The 21,966-nt window shown below is 34.2% G+C and carries 17 protein-coding genes; 7 read left to right on the top strand and 10 right to left on the bottom strand.

Going from position 1 to position 21,966, the window contains the following annotated elements:
• Positions 1 to 7: 7 nt before the first annotated feature.
• Positions 8 to 331 carry a hypothetical protein gene (locus L3049_RS00985; RefSeq protein WP_275107905.1) on the bottom strand — a complete coding sequence of 108 codons (324 nt, stop codon included), beginning with the start codon at positions 329 to 331 and terminating at the stop codon, positions 8 to 10.
• 312 nt (positions 332 to 643) lie between these two features.
• Between L3049_RS00985 and L3049_RS00990 the strand changes: the two genes are divergently transcribed.
• Positions 644 to 1,711 (top strand): methyltransferase, encoded by a 1,068-nt coding sequence (locus L3049_RS00990; protein WP_275107906.1) that lies wholly within the window; start codon positions 644 to 646, stop codon positions 1,709 to 1,711.
• Between the two features lie 87 nt (positions 1,712 to 1,798).
• Here the strand turns inward: L3049_RS00990 and L3049_RS00995 are convergent, their stop codons facing one another.
• The 7 genes from L3049_RS00995 to L3049_RS01025 all read right to left on the bottom strand — a co-directional run bounded on the left by L3049_RS00995 (position 1,799) and on the right by L3049_RS01025 (position 11,356).
• A complete protein-coding gene (locus tag L3049_RS00995) occupies positions 1,799 to 2,467 on the bottom strand; it encodes a peroxiredoxin (RefSeq protein WP_275107907.1) in 669 nt (222 codons plus the stop codon).
• Positions 2,468 to 2,922: 455 nt separating this feature from the next.
• Positions 2,923 to 4,335 (bottom strand): efflux transporter outer membrane subunit, encoded by a 1,413-nt coding sequence (locus tag L3049_RS01000; RefSeq protein ID WP_275107908.1) that lies wholly within the window; start codon positions 4,333 to 4,335, stop codon positions 2,923 to 2,925.
• A 13-nt stretch (positions 4,336 to 4,348) separates the two neighbouring features.
• Positions 4,349 to 7,501 (bottom strand): efflux RND transporter permease subunit, encoded by a 3,153-nt coding sequence (locus L3049_RS01005; protein ID WP_275107909.1) that lies wholly within the window; start codon positions 7,499 to 7,501, stop codon positions 4,349 to 4,351.
• Positions 7,502 to 7,536: 35 nt separating this feature from the next.
• Positions 7,537 to 8,694, bottom strand: a complete 1,158-nt coding sequence (locus L3049_RS01010; protein ID WP_275107910.1) for an efflux RND transporter periplasmic adaptor subunit — start codon at positions 8,692 to 8,694, stop codon at positions 7,537 to 7,539.
• Between the two features lie 202 nt (positions 8,695 to 8,896).
• Entirely contained in the window at positions 8,897 to 9,433 is a 537-nt protein-coding gene (locus L3049_RS01015; protein WP_275107911.1) for a GbsR/MarR family transcriptional regulator, read from the bottom strand.
• 123 nt (positions 9,434 to 9,556) lie between these two features.
• On the bottom strand, positions 9,557 to 10,285 hold the full coding sequence (locus L3049_RS01020) for a LytR/AlgR family response regulator transcription factor (RefSeq protein ID WP_275107912.1): 729 nt from the start codon (positions 10,283 to 10,285) through the stop codon (positions 9,557 to 9,559).
• A 12-nt stretch (positions 10,286 to 10,297) separates the two neighbouring features.
• The gene (locus tag L3049_RS01025) at positions 10,298 to 11,356 is read right to left on the bottom strand and encodes a sensor histidine kinase (protein WP_275107913.1); all 1,059 of its coding nucleotides are present in this window, start codon (positions 11,354 to 11,356) and stop codon (positions 10,298 to 10,300) included.
• 223 nt (positions 11,357 to 11,579) lie between these two features.
• Between L3049_RS01025 and L3049_RS01030 the strand changes: the two genes are divergently transcribed.
• The 6 genes from L3049_RS01030 (at position 11,580) to L3049_RS01055 (ending at position 20,421) form a co-directional block, all read left to right on the top strand.
• Positions 11,580 to 12,686 (top strand): efflux RND transporter periplasmic adaptor subunit, encoded by a 1,107-nt coding sequence (locus L3049_RS01030; protein WP_275107914.1) that lies wholly within the window; start codon positions 11,580 to 11,582, stop codon positions 12,684 to 12,686.
• 60 nt (positions 12,687 to 12,746) lie between these two features.
• Positions 12,747 to 15,875 (top strand): efflux RND transporter permease subunit, encoded by a 3,129-nt coding sequence (locus L3049_RS01035; RefSeq protein WP_275107915.1) that lies wholly within the window; start codon positions 12,747 to 12,749, stop codon positions 15,873 to 15,875.
• Between the two features lie 23 nt (positions 15,876 to 15,898).
• Positions 15,899 to 17,146 (top strand): TolC family protein, encoded by a 1,248-nt coding sequence (locus tag L3049_RS01040; RefSeq protein ID WP_275107916.1) that lies wholly within the window; start codon positions 15,899 to 15,901, stop codon positions 17,144 to 17,146.
• Between the two features lie 17 nt (positions 17,147 to 17,163).
• Positions 17,164 to 18,027, top strand: coding sequence for a DUF6268 family outer membrane beta-barrel protein (locus L3049_RS01045; protein WP_275107917.1), 864 nt, complete (start codon positions 17,164 to 17,166; stop codon positions 18,025 to 18,027).
• Between the two features lie 163 nt (positions 18,028 to 18,190).
• Entirely contained in the window at positions 18,191 to 19,900 is a 1,710-nt protein-coding gene (locus L3049_RS01050) for a histidinol-phosphatase HisJ family protein (protein WP_275107918.1), read from the top strand.
• 14 nt (positions 19,901 to 19,914) lie between these two features.
• Positions 19,915 to 20,421, top strand: coding sequence for a hypothetical protein (locus L3049_RS01055; RefSeq protein ID WP_275107919.1), 507 nt, complete (start codon positions 19,915 to 19,917; stop codon positions 20,419 to 20,421).
• 1 nt (position 20,422) lies between these two features.
• Here L3049_RS01055 and L3049_RS01060 read toward each other — a convergent pair whose 3' ends face one another.
• A complete protein-coding gene (locus tag L3049_RS01060; protein ID WP_275107920.1) occupies positions 20,423 to 20,698 on the bottom strand; it encodes a hypothetical protein in 276 nt (91 codons plus the stop codon).
• Between the two features lie 234 nt (positions 20,699 to 20,932).
• The gene (locus L3049_RS01065) at positions 20,933 to 21,751 is read right to left on the bottom strand and encodes a Rossmann-fold NAD(P)-binding domain-containing protein (RefSeq protein ID WP_275107921.1); all 819 of its coding nucleotides are present in this window, start codon (positions 21,749 to 21,751) and stop codon (positions 20,933 to 20,935) included.
• Positions 21,752 to 21,966 lie beyond the last annotated feature (215 nt).

Below are 21,966 nucleotides of genomic sequence, written 5' to 3' on the forward strand. Positions count from 1 at the left end.
AGAGAATTTACTTCTTTAAGATTTCATCAGCAATTTTCTTAGCATCTTGGCAATATTTGTCATTACCTTTTAATGTCCACTCGCCAGTTTTTTCGATATAAAACTTAACGGTTTTCTCTACAACTTCTGAATAACCGCCATAGGATGCTAACATTTCAAGCACCTCTTCATTATACTCAGCTCTGGTTAATTCATCTTTTAACACTAAATCCCATTTTCTATTAATACGTTTAGATTTCTCTTTGTAGATTGGGTCTATCGTTTTATAAGCCATTAAAAAAAGAGAAAGCGCTTTCGCTTCTGCTGATGGTTTTGATGATAATTTTGTCATACTCTTTGGTATATATTAAAATAATGAGTCAAAAGTAGTTTAATATTATCATTCGATTCTTTTTCGCACAATTTCTTTTGTGTAGTAGTGCGCTTCTTAATAGAGCGCGAAAGTAGGTATCTTTTCTCAATTGCTGAAAGAAGTTCTAAGAAAAGATATTTGAAAATAGTAGAGTGTGTTGCTTAAAGTGCAGTTGGGAATAGAAACACCATCTATTTTGTTGGATCCATTGGAAGATAATACTTTGACAATATCTCAGTAATGAGTATTTAAAAAGTATCTTTGCAATTTATGTAAAAGCACAACTAAGCGATGACTACAGATATTAAAATACACAGACCAGAGCCTATTGAGCCTGGAAAAGAAATAGCAAGGTTTAATCGCTCTACAGATATTGAGCTTGCGATTAATACCTTAGTAGCAGGCAAACCAATATTAATAACCTCTTTTTACAGCAATGGATTAACATTACTTAAGGAGTTGCAAATGCATCTTAAAAGTAAGTTGCCCAACAAGTCATTTCAAGAACAACGCGAGTACAGATCGGAATACCGTAAACTGTCAAACCTTATTTTAATAGAAGTTGTAAATCATAAATTGGCCGTGCGAAAATCGCCTAATATCGGTTGGTTAGAGAAGCTATATCCAGAAATTAGTGATTTTTTATTGTCCTTTCCTCAGGTTCAAGGATTAAATAGTTCGTGGCAGTGGTATCAAAATGGGATCTCGATTCCTGCATTGCGAAATAAATTGCATCCTTACTATGGTACCTATTTTCCTACTCGTTTTGATCATTTGAAACTTTTTGATAATTGGTTAAAACGTTACGAAGGACCTAAAAAGTCTGCAATAGATGTTGGGATTGGAAGTGGTGTTCTTTCTTTTCAGATGGTAGCACATGGCTTTCAGAAGGTTTTTGGTACCGATACAAATCCGAATGCAATTGTTGGATTAAAGGAGTTTATGGGAGAAACAAAGTTGTCTAGAAAAATAGAATTAGACTTTGGACATCTTTTTGGAATTTGGGAAAAACAGACTGAATTGATTGTCTTTAATCCGCCTTGGTTACCAGCATCTTCTATGATGGATAGTATTGATGAAGCTATTTATTACAAGGAAAATCTATTTCCTGACTTTTTTGCAGAAGCAAAGAAAAGGCTATTGCCAGAAGGTAAACTTGTAATTATCTTCTCAAATTTAGCCCAAATAACCAATGTGACAAAAAATCATCCAATAGAGAAGGAACTGTCCGAAGGTGGAAGGTTCCAATTGGAAAGATGTTTAAAGAAAACAGTGAAAGCTGCTTCTGATAAAACAAAACGAGATCAACATTGGCGTGCTTCCGAAGAGGTTGAACTTTGGGTACTAACTAATAAATAAAATTTAAAGTCGTATAGAAGCGACTGATGATCTAAGATGCAATACCAAAAAGCTACCCAAAAGTGGCTTTTTGGTATTGCTTAATTCTTAGTTGAGAATTTCTTCAATTGTAATGTAATCTCCAACGCGTCCAGTCATTTTTTCTGTATCAGTATTAACGGGAAGTGTTTTCTTTCCTGGTCTCCATCCAGCAGGACATACTTCTCCAGTTTTAGTTGCATGTTGCCAAGCTTGTACCTGACGGAGGAATTCATTTACATTTCTTCCTACTGAATCAGCTTGCACTTCCTGTGCTACACAAATTCCATCAGGATTAAATAAAAATCTACCACGCAAGGCTACACCTTCTTCTTCTATAAGCACACCAAATGCACGGCTTACTTCTTGATTTCCATCAGCACCCATAGTCAATTTTAAACCTTTAAGGATTGGTTCTGTTTCAACAAATCTTTTGTGCGAAAATTTAGTATCAACTGATACAGCAAGAATTTCAGTATTTAAGGCTTGAAATTCATCATATTTAGCATTCATTGCAGCAATTTCGGTTGGGCAAACAAAAGTGAAATCAGCAGGGTAGAAGCATACTACTGCCCATTTTCCTTTGTAATCATCGCTCGATACTGTTGTGAAATGACCTGTTGCTGCATCATAAGCATCCATTGTAAATTTTGGCATTTCTTGTCTTACCATTGTTGAACTCATAGTTTTTTCCTCTTTTACTAATTGATTACCATTTTCTGTTTTTTCTTCTTGCACTTTTTTTCTGGGTTTTAAACCTGTGTCGCATCCCATAATTTGACCTCCTATTTATTAATTTGTTTATCCATTTCTGATTAGATAAAGTTATACATTATAATCTCCAAATGAGAATATTCTCAATTGAAAATATATATTCCATAATAGGAAAAATCTATAAGTATGATTTTAACAAAAAAAATCAAAATGTTTTAAGAGTGTCAAAGTCGATTATTTTTTAATAAATTGTGTTTAGGGTTATTATTGTTTTGATGTGCCTTTTATTTTTTTTATGTAAGCCTTGTTAGCTAGAACAAAAAAGCAGCATGTTCACCTATTAGGCAATCATGCTGCTTGTTACTGATATGCTAAATCAATAAAATAGATTTGACCGGATTACTAAATTGAAGCACCACCTTCAAGACCATCCTACAGGTGTAAGCCGGCCAAATCTAACCCACTATAAAAATTATAAATTAATTGCGATTCCAACCGCCACCTAAGGATAGATATAATTCTACCAAAGCATTTAATTGTTGGAATTTTGTATCAATTGTATTGATCTCCGAAGAGAGCGCATTACTACGAGCTGTTAATACTTCGAGATAAGTTGTGTTTTGGTAGCCGTTGTTCAGTAATTCTTCTGAATATTCAACTGCTTTGGTTAAAGCTTCCAATTCCATTTTCTGGATTTTGTATTTCTTCTGCTCCGACTCATAGCTGTACAAAGCATCAGAAACTTCTTTGCCTGCTTGTAGCATGGCTTTTTGGAAGTTGTAGCGTGCTTCGGCTTGTTGTGCTTTGGCTACTTCGTATTTTGTGCGGATGCTTCGTTTGTTAAAAAGTGGTTGAGCCAAATTCCCAATTACGTTACTAAACAAAGAAGAAGTGCTGAACCAATCATCGAAATTGATGCTTTCCAAACCAGCACTAGCACTAATGCTAAGGCTAGGGTAGAAGTTACTTCGAGCAACATTTGTTAGCTCAAAAGCATTCATTAAGCCGTATTCTGCAACCATTACATCTGGTCGATTTCTTAATAATTGTGCTGGAAAACCAGTTTGTAATGCTACCTGAATGTTTTGCTCATCTAGTTTTGAACGAACAATAGTTCCAGCATTTTGTCCCAAAATCAAAGAAATTGTATTCTCTAAAAGCTTTACATTCTGCTCTAAATCTAACAGCAAAATTTGTGTACTATAAAGTTGTGCTTCTGTTTGCTTAACAGCTGCTTCAGTTACCTGACCTGCCTCTTTCAGACTTTTCATTGTCTCAAGACTTTCCTTACGATTGGTTACCGTTCTTTGAGCGACTTCAACCTGAGCATCCAGTGCTAATAATTGATAATAAGCCGAAGCCATATTGGCTACCAAAGTACTTTCAACTGCTCTTCTGGAAGCTTCAGATTGTAAGTAAGCAGCTTGTGCAGCTCTTCTACTACTTCTTATTTTACCCCAAATATCAGCCTCCCACGAAATATTACCATTCAATTGGAAGTTCTCGAAACTTGAACCTTTTCCTCCTGCAGCTATCGCGGCAGAGCTATTATCTGATGTTTCATAAGTTCCTCCGTTGGCACTTAGATTTAAACTTGGCAACTGTCCCATCTTTCCTTGCTTAAAGTAGGCCTCAGCTGCATTTACACGCTCAACGGCCATTAATAAATCCAAGTTCTTGTCTAAAGCTTTATGGATTAATGTCTGCAAGTTAGAATCGGTAAACAATTCTTCCCAAGGCATATTGGCTAAAGTTGTCGAATCGTTTGTTGTAATGTTACGATATTGGTCGACAATTTCGATTTCAGGTTGTTGATATTTTCTGGCAACAAAACACGATTGAAGACTGAATGCTGTTAATACCAGACTAATGATTATATATCTTTTTTTCATTATTTCGATCTATTTATTCTGCTGTTTGCAATTCATTTTCTTCTGGTTTTGGTGCTCCACTAATTTTTTCTTGAACGATTTGAAAAACCACAAAGAAAACCGGGATAACAAATACACCAAAGACAGTTCCAATTAACATTCCACCAACAGCTCCCGTACCAATTGATCGATTACCAACAGCACCCGCACCGTTTGCAATCATTAAGGGTACAAGTCCTAATATAAAAGCAAAAGAGGTCATCAAAATTGGTCTTAATCTGGCCTTAGCTCCTTCGACAGCAGCTTGTAATAACTCCATACCTTGTCTTCGACGCTGAAGAGCAAACTCAACAATCAAAATAGCATTCTTAGCTAACAAACCAATCAACATAATTAGTGCCACCTGGAAATAAATATTATTCTCAAGGCCAATCAGCTTCACGAAAAATATAGCTCCAAATATTCCAATTGGTAAAGACAGGATGATTGAGAATGGCAGAATATAAGATTCATATTGAGCAGCCAATAGGAAATAAACAAAGATCAAACTTAAAATAAAGACAATGATTGCCTGATTTCCTGCTTTCTGTTCTTCACGAGTCATAGCTGAAAATTCATACCCGTAATTTGACGGAAGAACTTCTGCAGCAACTTCTTCAATAGCTTTAATTGCATCACCAGTACTATAACCAGGATTCACATTACCATTGATAGTTGCCGAATTGAATAAGTTGAATCGATTCACCACATCAGGACCATTCACCTTTTTCATATTTACAAACTGACTTACTGATACCAATTCGTTTTTTGCATTTCGAATAAACACATTATTCATCGACTCTATAGTCTCTCTATCTTCCGGTGCTGCCTGAATCATCACACGATATTGTTTCCCAAATCGGTTAAAATCAGCAGCATACCAACTACCATAATACCCCTGAAGTGTCGCAAATAAACCATTTACTGATATGCCTGCTTCCTTTACTTTCTCAACATTAACTTCCATCTCGTACTGAGGGAAACCTGTGTTGAACGAGGTCATCGCATACTTTATCTCCGGGCGTTGGTTTAAAGCGCCAAGGAATTGGCGGCTTTGAGCCATCAAATTATCAAAAGAACCATTTGATTTATCTTGCAAGCGCATCTCAAAACCATCTGAGTTACCAAAACCTCTTACCGTAGGAGGTGTAAAGAATAAAATTCGGGCTTCGTTAATTCCTGCCGTCATTCCAAACAACTGTCCAACAATAGCATTCACCTTTTGATGATCTTCTTTACGTTCTTTCCAGTCTTTTAATTTAATCACGGCAAAAGCTTTTGATCCTCCGTTAGTGCCACTCATCAAACTAAAACCAACAACGAACATCTTTTCCTTAACCACATCAATTTTACTGATTATAGCTTCTACCTTACCCGTTACTTCACTTGTTCTGTCCAAGGTACTTCCAGCTGGTAAAGTAATATCACAAAATATAATCCCCTGATCCTCATTAGGAATAAATCCGGTAGGAGTTGTTTTAAAAAACCATCCTGCCAAGGCAATAAACACAACCAGAATAACTCCCGACAACCATTTTTTACGTACCAGAAAACGAACCGAATTGGTGTAACGTTCTGTAACAACATCAAAACCGGTATTAAATGAAGTATAAAAACGATTGACTATGCCCTTTTTATGCTCTGCACTCGGATCGTGTGGTTTTAATAATAAGGCACACAATGCCGGACTTAAGGTTAGGGCATTTATCGCCGAAATAACAATAGCTACAGCTAATGTAATAGCAAATTGCTGGTAAAAAGCACCTGTGGGACCTTTCAAAAATGAAACCGGAATAAATACAGCAGACATAACCAAAGTAATGGAAATAATGGCACCCGTAATTTCGTTCATTGCAGATAGGGTTGCTTTTTTAGCGCTCTTAGCTCCATTATCCAATTTGGCATGAACAGCCTCAACCACCACAATGGCATCATCTACTACAATTCCAATGGCCAGAACTAATGCAAACAGAGTAAGCATATTAATTGAAAAGCCAAACAAATTCAAAAAGAAAAAAGTACCAATAATAGCGACAGGTACAGCTATTGCCGGAATTAATGTTGACCTGAAATCTTGTAAGAATAAGAATACAACAAGAAATACCAATAAGAATGCTTCAAATAAGGTTGTTAACACCTTGCTAATTGATGCATCAAGAAAATCATTGGTATTAAATGGAATCACATAGTCAATTCCCTTGGGAAAATCTTTTTTTGCTTCTTTTAAGGTGCGTTCTATTTCTTTTATAATTTCCTGTGCATTGGAGCCTGATGTTTGATAAACCGCAATAGCTGATGATGGGTAACCATTCGTAATATTCTTGGTTCCGTAATTAAAAGCTCCCAATTCAATTCGTGCAACATCTTTTAATCTTAAAAAATCTGAGTTTCCTTCCGATCTTAATATGATGTTTTCGTACTCACCCTCTGTTGATAATTTTCCTTTATAACGGATAACGTACTCAAAAGATTGACGGGAGTTTTCGCCAAATTTACCTGGCGAAGCTTCCAGATTTTGTTCATTCAAAGCAGCAACAATATCTTGAGGTGTTAAGCCATAAGCCGCCATTTTATCTGGCTTCAGCCAAATTCTCATCGAGTAATCGCGCGAACCGAACACATTTGCATCTCCAACACCCTTAATCCTTTTAACCATAGGGATCAGGTTAATACGTGCATAATTCTCTACAAACGTGGCGTCAAAATCTTCATTCTTCGACAATAAAGAGAAGAACATTAAAACACTATTCTGAACTTTCTTAGTCGTTACCCCGGATTGAATAACCTGCTGTGGCAACTTACTATTAACAGTTGCAACTCTGTTTTGAACATTTACAGCCGCAATATCAGGATTCGTTCCCAATTCAAAATAAACACTTATAGTTGCCGATCCATCATTACTGGATGTTGATGACATATAAGTCATATTTTCCACACCATTTACGGCTTCTTCGATAGGAACAACAACACTTTTTAGTAAGGTCTCAGCATTGGCTCCGGGATAAGATGCTGTGATTTGAACCGTTGGAGGTGCAATCTCAGGAAACTGTTCTCGTGGTAAATTAGAGAGTCCTAAAATCCCTAAAATTACGATGAGTATGGATATTACAGTCGATAATACCGGCCGTTCAATAAATCTTTTTAACATGATTTTTTCTTAATTAATCAATTAAAAGATTGTGATTATTTTTTAGAAAATGCAGCGTTTCCATCAGGCGTATGCTTTTGATTCATAGGTTGAATTAGCATTCCTTCACGTAACTTTATTAATCCGTCGATAACGAAAGTTTCTCCTGCGTTTAGGCCATTTTGAACGATGAATTTTTCATCTACTGAAGCACTAACCAGAACTTCTTTCGCCTGCACTTTATTTTCCTTTCCTACCAGATAAACAAATCGTTTTCCCTGCAATTCATAAGTTGCTTTTTGTGGAAGTAATATAACATCGTTTATAGTTGATGACATCTTAACTTTACCACTGATACCACTTCTCAATAAATTTGATGGATTAGGAAAAATAGCACGATAACTGATGCTACCTGTCCTCGGGTTAACCATACCGTTAATTGTTTCAATTCTTCCTTTGTGATCGTAGGTTACTCCATCAGCAAGAATTAATTCAACTTCTGGTAATTCCTTTATTTTACTAGCAATACTATTGCCATTTAGTTGACGATTGAATTGAAGTAATTGCTTTTCGTTTAAGGTAAAATAGGCATATACGTTGTTTATACTCGAAACAGTCGTAAGAGGTTGTGTTTCTGAACGACCTACTAAGCTTCCCTCTTTGTATGGTAAACTACCAACTATCCCATCAACCGGACTTTTGATAATCGTATAAGCCAAATTCTCTTTAGCATTCTGATACTGAGCTTCAGCTGCAATTAATTGAGCCTGGGCAGCATTCAATTTACTGTTCGCTGTTTTTAACTGAATAGGACTAATAATATTCTTCTCTACAAGAGGTGTTACTTTATCTACTTCAACCTGGGCAGCAACAACTTGGGCTTTTGCTACTCCCATATTAGCTCTAGCCGCATTGGCTTGCTGATTTAAAGTCTCAGCACTTAGTTTAAAAAGTAACTGTCCTTTTTTTACCTGGCTACCCTCGTCAATATAAATTTTATCAACAAAACCATCTACCTTTGGTCGGATCTGAATATTTTGTTCTCCCTCAATATTAGCAGCATATTGGTTGTATACAGTCACATCATTTCTCTCAGCCGATTGAACTGGAAAAGGCATTGGGCCTTGCGCTGTCTGGTGGTTCTGTGGATTATTGCATGATGATATAGCAAATAGGCTTATCATTAATCCTGATAGTAGGTAATTTTTAATCATTTGATGCTAATTTGTTTTAAATTTTTACAAAACCTGCACTGTCTGTTATATTCTTGGTTTTGAACAATAACTAGTGCAGGTTTCTACTTTTAGTTAGTGTGTAATTATTTTAGTTCGTTTAGTTCGTTCTTAAGCGAACTAGGTAATCATACGTTTTGATAAATCTTTGTACAGATCTTAAATTATTATCAATTAAATCGTTTTATTTATTTGAAGATTCTCGATTGTAATGTTGAAAAACAGAGCACTTACTTTGAATTCCATCTCTAAGCTTTTCTATCGTTGAGATAGTACTTACCAGATAATCTAAATATGGAGTTTCGTGTGAAAGTTGGAATTTTTCTTCTGGATTTTTAATAATTTCATTGGATTCAATCTTAAAGTTGATTATTTCTGATGCTAATTGATGTTCTGCTTTATACATTTTTAGATCATCTTCAATTCTAGCAAGAAATCCAATAGGGTTTAAAGTGAAATACTTTTTTCGATCGCCAGGTTTGGTGAAAAAATCTACAATTTCTGATTTTTGTAAGGTTTTTAAATTAGTAGATACTGTGCTCTTACTTGCACCAAGAAAAGCAACCAATTCGTCGAATGTAGTTCCATTTTCTTTATTAATAAGTAGTGTTGCAAAAATACGAGCAGCTATGGGAGCAAGTTTTTCCTGTTTCTCCATAAATAGGCCATATCTTTCTACTAACAACTTTTTTCTTTCTTCTAATTCTTGTAAATTCTTCATGCTTTATAAACTTAACAATGCAAATATACACTTAGTTCGGTTGTGTCCGAACTAAAAAATGTTAAAATTGTAAAAAGAATGCTACACAAACGATGTAGAGATGAATTTCTTTACATTAAGAACCTATTTTTTAAGGAAAGGATTAATAAGATTCATGAAATTTTGACGATACATTTGCCCTATAGGTAATTTTTTATCTGCAATTTCAACCTGATTGCCATTAATCGCATCAATGTGCTGAAGCGAAACAATATAGGATTTGTGTACACGAGGAAAATCATTTTCGGGCAGTAACTCTTCCATTTTTTTGATTGTTAGTTTGCTGATAATGGTTTTCGATTTGGTGTGAATTTTAATATAATCTCCTAATCCTTCAATATATTTAATATCCTTAAAATTGAGTTTAATGGTTTTCTTATCAGCTTTGATAAAAATGAAATCCAGAATTGTGTCCGTCGGTTTTTCTTGAGAAGTAATTAAGGAATTACTTCTTATTTGCAGTTTCTCTTCAATTTTGGAAATGGCTTTTATAAATCGTGGGAAAGGTATTGGTTTGTGCAAGTAATCAATCACGTCCAATTCGAAAGCGTCAAGTGCGTATTCTCTATAGGCAGTTGTAATTACCACTATCGGAGGATTTTTTAAGCTTTCTAAAAAATTTAAGCCAGTAAGTTTAGGCATGTTAATATCCAAAAACATGGCATCGATTTCTTGATTTCGCAAAATATCCATAGCTTCTATGGCATTTTTGCAAGATTTCACAAGTTTTAAATGTGGCAGGTCCTGAATGTATTTTTCAATGACTTTTCTCGCGTGAATTTCGTCGTCAACGATGATGCATTTAATATCCATCTGCTTGTTATTTTAAGATAATTGTAAGATTAAGTTACTTGTGTAGAGTCCATTACCACGTGAAATATTGAAAGAGTGCTGGTTTTTGAACAGCAAATTAAGTCTCTTTTTTACATTTTCAATGCCTAAACCACCAAATTGTTTCTTTTTTTGTTCCTCTGATATGTCATCAAGTGGATTGTTGATTTCTAGTTCAATTTTATGCTTTGATATCTTTAAAGTAATATTTATTTCCGATGTTGTTTGTTCTGAAGATATACCATGTTTAAAGGCATTTTCAATTAAAGGAATAAAAAGAAGTGGAGGCACCTTATGTCCGGGGTCTTCTCCACTTATATTTAAGTTAATTTTAGCAATATCTTCAACTCTAACAGATTCCAGATCGATATAATTTTTGATGAATTGAATTTCTTTCTCTAAACTGACTTCTTCGTCTTTACACTCATAAAGCATATAGCTAATAAGCTGACTCAGTTTAAGAATCATTTCAGGTGTTTTGTTCGAGTCATACAAACTCATCGAATAAATATTATTCAAGGTGTTGAAAAGAAAGTGTGGGTTGACTTGTGCTTTTAATATGCTTATCTCTGCTTCCAGTTGTTCTTGTGCTTTCTCAGTATATTTTAAGTTTTCATCTTTCAGTTTCATCCATTCTTTTGCAAAATGGAATAAGCTGGTTGAAAAGATAAAAATATTGGTTTTGAAAGTACTCATCATGACGACTTTTGCAGTGCTTAATCTGATAAAGCTTTTAAATTCTAAATCTGGAAAATGATAGAATAAATAACTTAAGCTAGCGATTGTGAATACTTCACAAATAATAAATATAAGTAGATATTTTCCATATTTTCCGGTATTCCAATATCGAGGAATTAAAAATCTTAAGTTAAAGTAAACAAGAATTGCAATAAATGCATTTTGGATTCCTTGGAACAGTACTTCTCTTGGTATTCTATCTGGATCCAAATCGGTAATGCGACCCATTTCCAATAATAGAAAAACCGACCAAAAGGAAAGGTGCTGAACCCACCTAATTGAAAAAATCTGATATAATCTGTCTTTTAAATTCATGAAATACGATTTAGTTCCGCTAAAGAACAAAATTTAGTTTTCCAAAACACCTTTTGTCGATGAACATGAATAAATGAACTGCAAACGCATAGTATTTTGACGACAAGCAAAGGTACCGACAATTTTTCTTTTGATACAGCCAAATCCGGCATGTTGGTCGATAATATTTACTTTTTATAGTCTGTCGGTATACTATTGTAACAGATTTTAAAACAGAAACGTCATGTTAAAAAGAAAAAGTATCCTTTTAGGAATTTTGGTCATTGTTGGAACAATGGGACTCGCGGTTGTATTTGCAGGTATGAAAAAAGCACCAAAAGAAAAGAAAGTTGTTTCGAAGGAAATAATTGTTCCTGTTCAAAGTATTAAGAACAGTAAAATTGATTTACAGCTATCAGTAATTGGTAATTTGGAAGCAAGAGACAAAGTAGAGGTTTATGCTGAAGTAACAGGGATTCTGAAATCTGCAGGTAAACAATTTCTAGAAGGTGTAAGTTTTTCAAAAGGCGAGAACTTATTGTTGATTCAAGATGATACATACAGAGCCGAAGTATATTCAAAGCGTAGCAGTTTTATGACAGAAATTGCTTCTGTTTTACCAGATTTAAAATTTGATTATCCTGAAAGTTATTCTGCATGGGAAAAATATCTACAAGAATTTGATGTTGAGAATACATTAGCGCCTATTCCAAGCGCGCAGAACGATAAAGAAAAATATTTTTTAGCCGGTAAAAATATCTACACTGAATATTACAATATTAAAAGCTTTGAGCAACAACTCTCAAAGTATTCTATAACAGCTCCTTTCGCAGGTGAAATTATCGAATCAAACATTAAACCAGGTACTTTAGTTATGAGTGGCCAAAAGTTAGGTGAGTTTGTTAATACAAGTGCCTACGATTTGATTGTTGGTGTTGATTTGAATAATCTCGAAGGAATCAAGGTGGGGAATAAGGTGAATGTTTATTCAAAAAATACCAATGAAAATTGGGCTGGATCGATTCGTCGCATTAGTAAAAAGGTAGAATCAGATACGCAAATGGTTAACGTATACATTGCAGTTGTTGGTAAAAACTTAAAAGAAGGAATGTTTTTAAACGCAGATGTGCAGTTGAAAAAGGATGTGTTTGGCGTAGAAATTCCTCGTAAGCTTTTAGTGGATTCAGAATATGTTTTTACTGTCAATAAAGGGATTATTAATCAACAAAAAGTTTCTATCGTTCAAAAGAAAGAGGATGCTGTTATTGTAGAGGGATTAAATGATGGTGTTCAACTTGTTTTAAAAACGTCTGGAATTCACAAAGGAATCTCCGTAAATATCCAGGAATAATAAAAATATTGATTTTAGAAAAGATCAGAATTGTCTGACAATCATTAGAAAAATAATAGAATGAAGTCATTAGTAAAATATTTTATAAAATATCCTTTTGCAGGAAACTTGTTGGCAGGAGTATTTGTGATATTAGGAATATTCGGAATGTATTCCTTGAACTCATCGGTTATGCCTCAAATAGATCCTGGGATGCTTACCGTTACAGCTACATATCCTGGAGCTTCGCCTGAGGAAGTTGAAAAAGGAGTTGCCTTGAAAATTGAAGACAATTTAAAGGGAATTAGTGGGGTAGAGAAGGTTACATCATCTTCGAAAGAGAACTATTGTTCTATCATGGTTGATTTGGAATCTGGATACGATCCTAATGTTGCCTTGCAGGATGTGAAAAATGCTGTTGATGGAATTAGTTCGTTTCCAGCGGCTGTTGAGAATATCAGTGTATCAAAGAGGGAGTTTTCAATTCTCGCTATTGCAATTGCTATCAGTGGAGATGTTGATTTAAAAGATCTTAAAGAATATGCAAGGTCTATTGAAAACGATTTGCGAGGAATAAATGGTATATCGCAAGTTGATTTAAGTGGTTTCCCTGATGAAGTAATTGAGGTGAGTGTAAACGAAGATGCGCTAAACGCTTACAACATTTCGATTGATGAAATATACAATGCAGTAGCTGCAGCAAATATTGATCAAACAGGAGGAACTATTCGTGGTGAAAATGAAGAATTGAAAATTCGAGTTCGCGAAAAGCAATACTATGCCGAAGGCCTTAAGGATATTGTAATTCGTTCGCAAGAGAATGGAGGAACTGTTCGTTTAAGTGATTTAGCTGTTGTAAGCGACAAATGGGACGAAGAACCAAATAGAACTTACATTGATGGAAATCCAGCTGTTAAAATTGAGATCACTCAGACCTCTCGAGAGGATATCCTGTTAATATCTGAAGCAATTAATGAGTATGTAGTTAAGTACAATACAGAACACGAAATAGTAAAATTAAATGTACTGCATGATAATTCATCAGCGATAAAAGTGATGAAGGATATTTTGGTTGATAATGGTATTATAGGATTTCTATTAGTAATGCTTTTTCTTTCACTTTTTCTGAATCATCGTCTTTCCTTTTGGGTGGCACTTGGTATTCCAATTTCCTTTATGGGAATGTTTATGGTAGCAGCTGCTTATGGAGTAACGTTGAATAAAATATCTCTATTCGGGATGATACTTGTAGTAGGTATTTTGGTGGATGATGGTATTGTTATTTGTGAAAATATCTTTCAACATTATGAAAGGGGAAAATCAGCCTTGCAAGCTGCAATTGATGGAACAATGGAGGTCATGCCTGCTGTTTTCTCGGCAGTTTTAACAACCATAGTTGCCTTTACAGCATTCTTTTTTATTGAAGGAAGATTGGGACAGTTTTTTGTTGAATTGGCATTTGTTGTGATTTTTGCCCTGATATTCTCATTGGTTGAAGCTTTTTTAATCCTTCCAGCTCACGTTGTACATTCTAAAGCACTTAGAGCTGATAAAAAAGAATCCAAAATTGAGCAAATTTCAATGAAGGCGGTTGCTTTTTTAAGAAGATGGACTTATGAGCCATTGATTCGCTTTTGTTTGCACAATAAATTGGTAACGGTGGGTTTTGCGATTGGATTATTCGCCATGACCATTGGTGGTCTAACTGGAGGAATCATTAGAACGGGTGATAGTTCGGTTTCCAATAATGACTATATAGATGTAGAATTAGAAATGCCAGCTGGTACTCCGGAGAATGAGACCCTATCGTATATGCAGATGATTGAAAATGCTGCTTTAGAAGTTGGAGAAGGATTACAGGATAAAAGTTTAAATGGTGATCCTGCTATTACTGGATCAGAACTAAATATAACAGCTTCCAACATAGGGAAATTGAAAGTGTATCTATTGGGCACACAGAAAAGAGATTTCTTATCTACTGAGTTTAGTAATTTATTAAAAGATAAGGTAGGTGAAATTCCTCAGGCGCAATTGTTAAGTTATACACAGGAAAGTCATTTTGGAAAAGCAGTATCGATCTCTTTACAGAGTAGCAATTTAGATGATCTGAATCAGGCTAAAAATGAATTTAAAGAAAGATTATCCAAAATGGAAGGGTTAATGAATGTTTTGGATAACGATCAGTTGGGAATGCGTGAAGTTAAATTGAAATTAAAAGACAGTGGCTATAAACTAGGTTTAACTTTAAGTAAGCTTTCGAGTCAGGTACGAGCAGGGTTTTATGGAAAAGAAGTGCAGCGTTTACAAAGAGGAATAGACGTTGTGAAAGTTTGGGTGCGTTACCCAAAAGAGGAACGCTCGTCGATAGGGAATCTTGAAAATATGCGAATTAGAACCGATAATGGTGGAGAGTATTATTTAAAAGATGTTGCTGAAATAATTTATGAGAGAAATTTAGTTCAGATAAATCATTTAGAAGGTCAAAGAGAAATTACAGTAGAAGCTGATGCGGCAAATTCAACCGTTAATATGTCGGAAATAAACAGCGAAATAGAAGATCATATTTTACCAGATTTAAAAGCAAAATATCCAGGTCTACGATTCCGTTATGGAGGTCATGCTGAAAATTTACAAAAGGCTAAGTCTTCAGGAATTCTAATTGCACCAGTTATTCTTGTTTTACTTTTTGCGATTGTGATTTTCACATTCCGCTCTTTTTCACAAGCCTTCTTAATTTTCACACTCGTTCCTCTTGGATTTATTGGAGTTGGTTGGGGACACTGGTTGCATGGTGTAGCATTGGATATGCCATCCTATTTGGGAATGGTTGCCTTAATGGGGGTAATGGTTAATGATTCGATTGTACTCATAAGTACTTTTAATGAACAATTAAAGACTGGTAAAGATTTTATGACTGCTATATACGATGCCGCAGTTTCACGATTTAGACCTATTGTATTAACCTCTTTAACTACAGTTGTTGGTATTGCGCCATTAATTGCATCGAACGAACCAGAAGCTAAAATGGTGATACCAATGGCAATTTCTGTGGCATATGGTTTAATAACTGCAACCTTCTTAAATCTTCTTTTATTGCCAATATTATTGGTAGGATTTAATTCCTTAAAATGTAAAATTAAATGGCTAAGCACTGGTGTAATGCCATCTAGAGAGAGTGTAGAAGTTGCTGTTAAGGAACTTGCGCAATAGTATTTATTTTAATAGAGATAATAATGAAAAATCGAATTATAATAGCAGTTATTCTGTTGACTTTTGTGTTGCCAACAAAGGCACAGGAAGCTTTAACATTGGAATCATCAATAGAAATTGCTTTAAGTAATAACCTAAATATAAAAATTGCAAAAAATCAGGCAGAAGTATCAGCGAATAGTGCAACAATTGGAAATGCAGGATTACTGCCAACTTTAAATGCCAGTGGAGGAGTTAATTATGCCGAATATTCTACCGATGAAATTACTTCTTCGGCAGGTTTGAATTTCTCTTACACCTTATTTGATGGTTTTGGAGGCAAGTACAATTATAAAATATTAAATCTGCAAAAAGAACAAGGAAGCCTTACGGCTAGATATACAATTGAGAATATTATTTCGAGTGTGATTTATGAATTTTATGAATTAAGTAAAGCATTTGATGAATTAGGTGTAGCCTCTAATAATTTAGAAATTTCAAAAGATCGTTTGTTACGTAATGAAAGCAAATATGAATTTGGAACGATGAATAAGTTGGAAGTTTTGAATGCTAAGGTAGACTTTAATAGAGACAGTAGTAGTTATTTAAAATCACAGCAATTGTACGAAGAATTAAGCAGGGAAATGAATGTATTGTTAGGTCGTAATGCCGAAATCGAATACCAAATTATACCAGATGCTTCTACTTTTCAGGAGTTTGATTTGTCGGAATTAAAAAAGCAGGCTTTGTCGAAAAATGCTGATTACCTTATAAAAGCAAGTCAGATGCGTGAGGATGAACTGACTGTGAAAAAAGCAAAGTCGGGACAATTACCATCTGTCAATTTAAATTCGTCCTATTCCTATTACGAAAACAAAGTTTTGGGAAGCAATTCCAACACTCAATTAACCGGTGGTGTTAGCATGAGTTTTAACCTATTTGATGGTAAAAAGAAGAAGACTGAAATAGCAAATGCTAAAATTCAGAAACAGAATGCGGAATTAGAGTATTATAACAAAATGTTAGAATTGGAAAAAGATTTGGTTAATGCTTACGCTGATTATCAATACAATTTAAAAACTTTGGCATTGGAAGAGGATGCTTTAGAGGCAGCACAATTAAATTTTGAGCAAACCAAAGAATATTATCAATTGGGGCAGGTGAGTTCAACAACTTTTCGCGAAGCACAGCTAAATTTGGTCGAAGCTCAAAATAACAAGGCTTCAGCTCGCTACGATGCAAAACAATCGGAAGTGAGTATTAAAAAGATAAGTGGAATGCTACTGCAATAGAATTTTAAAAGTTACCTATGATAAAGAAATATATAGTAAGCGTTTTTGTATTGTGTTTATCTGTAACGACTAAGGCTCAAATGAGTAAGGATTTGGTTGGAGTAGATTATAGTACAATAGGGAAAGGATCCGCTAGTAGAGGTGTTGGTTTCGAAAAATATAGTGTTAGAGTAACACTGCCTAAGCGAATAAAATCCTCAGGTGATATGTTGCTTAATAAAATAGAGTACTCAAAAACAAATATTGATTACACTGTAGATCCTAGTTTGGGTGGAGATGTATCTAATTTTCATTCTATAACTTATAGTTTAGGTTATATTCATAAACTTAATAATGATTGGACCTTAATTTCAATGTTAAACCCCAGTGTGTCTTCAAATTTTAGTTCCTCAATTAATTGGGATGATATTCGCTTGTTTGGGATGCTTATGTTTTCAAAAAAAGTAAAATCCAATAAGAAACTTGATTTTGGTATTGCCTATTCGACAACATTAGGAAGACCGTTTCCTATGCCAATGTTTAATCTGATGTGGAAACCCAATCAAAAGTGGATCTTTAATTTTGGTTTTCCACGAATGGCAGCTCAATATCAATTGACAAAGAGCACAACATTAGGAACTGATCTTTTCATGGCTGGAGATAACCTTACATTGGGTGATGATCTTTATAGGGGTGAACAAAAAGTTGATAACATACAGATCATGAATATGGGTGGAGGAATAGAAGTAACTCAAAAGTTGTCGAAATTTCTAAAGCTAAAGCTGAGTTCAGGTTATACATTTTATCGTCAGTTTGAATTTTTGAATGGAAACGACACTGTAAAAGAATATGACTTAGATAATAACCTATACATAAAAGCTGGAATCTCTATTGGTATGTAGTTGAACGAACTTAGTCGGTTAGAGTACTGTAGTGGCAAGTCTAATTGCACCGTCTTCCTTAATCTGGGAGACGGTTTTTTATTAGAACTCTTTTAAAATTTGGCATTACTTTCTATTCAAATGACTATTTTTACTCTTCGATTAACCAACTTAACCACAAGTAATGCCACAAATAAAGATAGAAACACCTGAGTATTTTATATGGGAAACACATGGAATACATACAGGTACGGGAAACGACCATGTGAAACATGGAGTAGATGAATTGGAGAAAATTACCGAGTTGGCCATTGCTAAAGGTCATCCAAACATTGCTTTTATCATACATACCCCGCGTTTAACTCGCTATAGATATGCCGCGGAGAAAAGACTTGGAGTAAAGTTTATTCGAGGCGACAATGCATATTTTAATTACCCTAACCAGATAGAAAAGCTGAAATCGAAATATGGTAATCAAATTACGATACGATTTGGAATTGAATTGGAATGGTTAGGACCAAATTTAGGAATGCAATGGAATCGATCTAAGATTTTTCAAGCTCAAGATGCTGATTTTGTTATTGGATCCTTACATTTCTCAAGAGAGGGGATTCCTTACGATGGATCGGCGGAAGAAACTGAGGAGTTAATGAAATTGCGAGGTGGACTAAATAACTATTGGCTCGGATATATAGAAGAAATGATCGAAATGGTTGATTCAACCTGGGAAATGATTCAGGTGGTTGGACATATCGATTTGCCTAAATTGTTTGCACCTATTCCACAACCTTTATTAGAACTCGATACTTCTGATCATATTTTAGCTCGTAGAATGCGTTTTTTACTCGAGATGATAAGTGAGTACAATCTTGCTTTAGATGTGAATTTGGCTGGAATAAATAAGGGCTGTGGCATTTACCCTGATCTGTCAATTTTAAAAAGAGCGAAACAGCTTGACATTCCAATTTCAATAGGAACTGATACGCATACGCTTCAGAATTTAGGGAATCATCATGAAACTGGAATCATGTATGCTCATGATGCAGGTTACAAGCATTATTTGAGTTTTTCTAAATGTATTCCAGAAAAAAGACCATTACGCAATCAAGCGTATAAGTTAGAGGAGTATAAAGTTATGAATCTGGGTATTGAATTGTTAAACCTTCGTTTTGAAGACAGAAAGCAACGAAGAATACCTAAGTTTTCATTTGGAGGTACTTTTCGTACCTTTTTAGAACACCATAAAAATTCAACGTCATTAGGAGATTTTGAAGCAATTCGTATTCGAAAAGGGAATAAATCAATTACCATAAGTAATACACTTCCTATAAATGATAAGGAGAAAAAGAAAGGACTGTTTTCCCATCATAAGGATGAACCAGGGGTTTTGTCGATGATATTTAATGCTTTAGCTTCTGAAGAAATTAATGTTGAAACGGCTTATTTAAATGCCAATGAAGATGGAACTGCAACAGCATTTTTAACGTTATCGGGTGATGAAAATTCAATTCATGAAGCGGTAGAATTTGTTAAAGGTACTGGAGGTGATAGCTTTATTGAAATTAGAATAGGAGATAATTTGGAATTACCTGAATTAAGAAAAGGGAATAATTATGTGTTGGAAGTTGATGGTGTAAATTTACCAATTGCCATAAGCAAACAAATGATCCTTTCAATTCACAACAATACTTCGGGTATTTTATTGATTTTGCTATCTGCTTTAGCATCTCAAAACATAAATGTAATCGACTTAAAGTTAGGCCAAAGAGGACAGAAAGGTTATGCGATATTAGGAATTGAAGGCGATTCGCAAATGGCAAAAACAATTCTAAAGAAACTTGGGCCTCAATTCTTCGAAACAACTCACCTATCCTTAAATGGGGTAGAATCATAACCAGATACAGAAAATTGAATAAGCGTTTATCCATATCGAGTGAAGCCATTGGTCAGATTGTAGATTTTTATAAAATACAACCAAGAATAGGCGATGTTAATATTGAGAAAATAGAAGAGTATTTGCTGGTGATGAATTCACATTATTCCGAATCAATCACAGATTTAGATGACTTGTCAGAATCCAATGAAGATCTTATTTTTGAAGATATTATAGATGTCTTAAATTCTTATTTAAGTTTGATTGGAGAGGAATTGAGCAAAATATTTAAAGAAGAGAATAAGAATTATTTACCCATCGATTTTTATGATGAGATGGCAATGAATGAGATTCAGATAGTAGAATTGTTGCAAAAATTTAATGGAGGAGAAGAGGACTTATTTCAGATTAAAACAAATCTAGACGAAATTGAAATGATGATTTATGAGGAAAATTTTTCTCAATCTCTTTTAGAATTGATCAAAATTTTAATTTCAACAATACATGCAGAATTAGTTGTTCGTGTTGATGATTTGATATAACCTATTCAATCTCTTTTTTTGGAACTACTTTTATGGTGGAAGGTTCTTGGTCTTCCAATTCTTTAATCATTTCGAATGATTGAGACTCTAGAAATTCTTGAGCACTTTTTTGATTTACCCATTTAGAAAGAATAGTGTGTTCACTTTCTTCTTCGCTTGGTTCGAGAATTTCGCATGAAAGTTCACCACCAATTTTCCGATACTCTAGAAATTGATCAAAAGCATCTTTCCAGACAACGTAATCTTTTATAGATTGCTTTATTAGTAAATATACCATTAGTGTAGTTAATATTATAAAATCTAAATTAAACAAAAACAACTTACCATCATTCAACTTATTGATTACCTGCTCAAAATTCAGGACTATTAACTCATTTTTAATTATGAAGTAAAAAAAACACGTTTTATTAGGCACTAATAAAATTAATCATTTTTTTGAAATTGCAAAATTTGTAATTATCTGTAACATTTGAACTTATGGAGGTTTAGATTACTTTCAGAATTTAATGAGTTAAAATGGAAGCGCATCAATAGGGTTAGCATATTTAAATGAAAAGCCTGTATTGATTAACTTCTCACAACTAATAATCTTAAATGTGTTTTTAGAGTGTTTGAAATTCGGTAAGCTAAAACCACCAATTGCAGCAGCTTTTTCATAAAAATCTTTTTTTGTTGGATGTTCAGGACAACAGGCATTATATACCTCTCCCCAAAGATTATTTTCGATTACATGTGATATGATATTTATACAATCATCTTGATGTAATAAATTAACTGGTGATTTTCCTTCAATTGCAGTTTTCATTTTAGAAAGGAAGCGTCCAGGCTTACGATCATAACCAATTAAGCCACCAAAACGAATAATTGTAGTACTGAATTTACTTTCACTACACAACATCTGTTCTACTTTACGCAAAGCTTTTCCGCTAGCCTTTTCTGGCATCTGATGATCTTCTTCCGTAACTTCTCTATTCAAATTAGCATAAACAGATGTAGAACTTATAAAAATTACTTTAGTAATAGTTGAATTGTTTATTTGTTCTATTAGCGAATGAAACTGTTTTGGATGAAAATCTTCAATATCATCTCTTCTTTTAGGTGGAAAGTTGATAATAAGTATTTCAGAATTAAAAAATTCCTTTTGGAAATCATCATTTATATTTGGGTTCAGGAATATTTTATATGCTTTAATCCCCGATTCTTTTAAGGAGTCTAATTTGCTTTCAGTTGGTGTTGACCCTTTTACTTGGTGGTTAGTTCTTACTAAAAACTTAGCAAGTGGCATACCTAGCCAACCACAACCTAGAATACTTATAGTTCTTTGTGCCATTTTAGACGTTTTATTCATGTATTTATACCTAAATATATCGGTGGTCAAATTTATATTTAATTTAAACAATTAAATATTTTAGAAATATAAAATTATGAGTTAATGTTGAATTATTTTGGTATTTAAGATATTAAAATCCTTTTAGCGTATTTACATTTTGCATAATAATTAAAGTGCTCAATAGAATTATAGCAAAGGATATGGAAACACAAGGA

This window comes from Labilibaculum sp. DW002 (genome assembly GCF_029029525.1).
Lineage (GTDB): Bacteria > Bacteroidota > Bacteroidia > Bacteroidales > Marinifilaceae > Paralabilibaculum > Paralabilibaculum antarcticum.

Bases quoted from the DNA above. Each gene is read 5' to 3' on its own strand.
- L3049_RS01065 (WP_275107921.1), bottom strand. From the start codon at position 21,751: ATGGCACAAAGAACTATAAGTATTCTAGGTTGTGGTTGGCTAGGTATG.
- L3049_RS01035 (WP_275107915.1), top strand. From the start codon at position 12,747: ATGAAGTCATTAGTAAAATATTTTATAAAATATCCTTTTGCAGGAAAC.
- L3049_RS00990 (WP_275107906.1), top strand. From the start codon at position 644: ATGACTACAGATATTAAAATACACAGACCAGAGCCTATTGAGCCTGGA.
- L3049_RS01015 (WP_275107911.1), bottom strand. From the start codon at position 9,433: ATGAAGAATTTACAAGAATTAGAAGAAAGAAAAAAGTTGTTAGTAGAA.
- L3049_RS01030 (WP_275107914.1), top strand. From the start codon at position 11,580: ATGTTAAAAAGAAAAAGTATCCTTTTAGGAATTTTGGTCATTGTTGGA.
- L3049_RS00985 (WP_275107905.1), bottom strand. From the start codon at position 331: ATGACAAAATTATCATCAAAACCATCAGCAGAAGCGAAAGCGCTTTCT.
- L3049_RS01000 (WP_275107908.1), bottom strand. From the start codon at position 4,335: ATGAAAAAAAGATATATAATCATTAGTCTGGTATTAACAGCATTCAGT.
- L3049_RS01050 (WP_275107918.1), top strand. From the start codon at position 18,191: ATGCCACAAATAAAGATAGAAACACCTGAGTATTTTATATGGGAAACA.
- L3049_RS01005 (WP_275107909.1), bottom strand. From the start codon at position 7,501: ATGTTAAAAAGATTTATTGAACGGCCGGTATTATCGACTGTAATATCC.
- L3049_RS01040 (WP_275107916.1), top strand. From the start codon at position 15,899: ATGAAAAATCGAATTATAATAGCAGTTATTCTGTTGACTTTTGTGTTG.
- L3049_RS01060 (WP_275107920.1), bottom strand. From the start codon at position 20,698: ATGGTATATTTACTAATAAAGCAATCTATAAAAGATTACGTTGTCTGG.
- L3049_RS01020 (WP_275107912.1), bottom strand. From the start codon at position 10,285: ATGGATATTAAATGCATCATCGTTGACGACGAAATTCACGCGAGAAAA.
- L3049_RS01025 (WP_275107913.1), bottom strand. From the start codon at position 11,356: ATGAATTTAAAAGACAGATTATATCAGATTTTTTCAATTAGGTGGGTT.
- L3049_RS01045 (WP_275107917.1), top strand. From the start codon at position 17,164: ATGATAAAGAAATATATAGTAAGCGTTTTTGTATTGTGTTTATCTGTA.
- L3049_RS01010 (WP_275107910.1), bottom strand. From the start codon at position 8,694: ATGATTAAAAATTACCTACTATCAGGATTAATGATAAGCCTATTTGCT.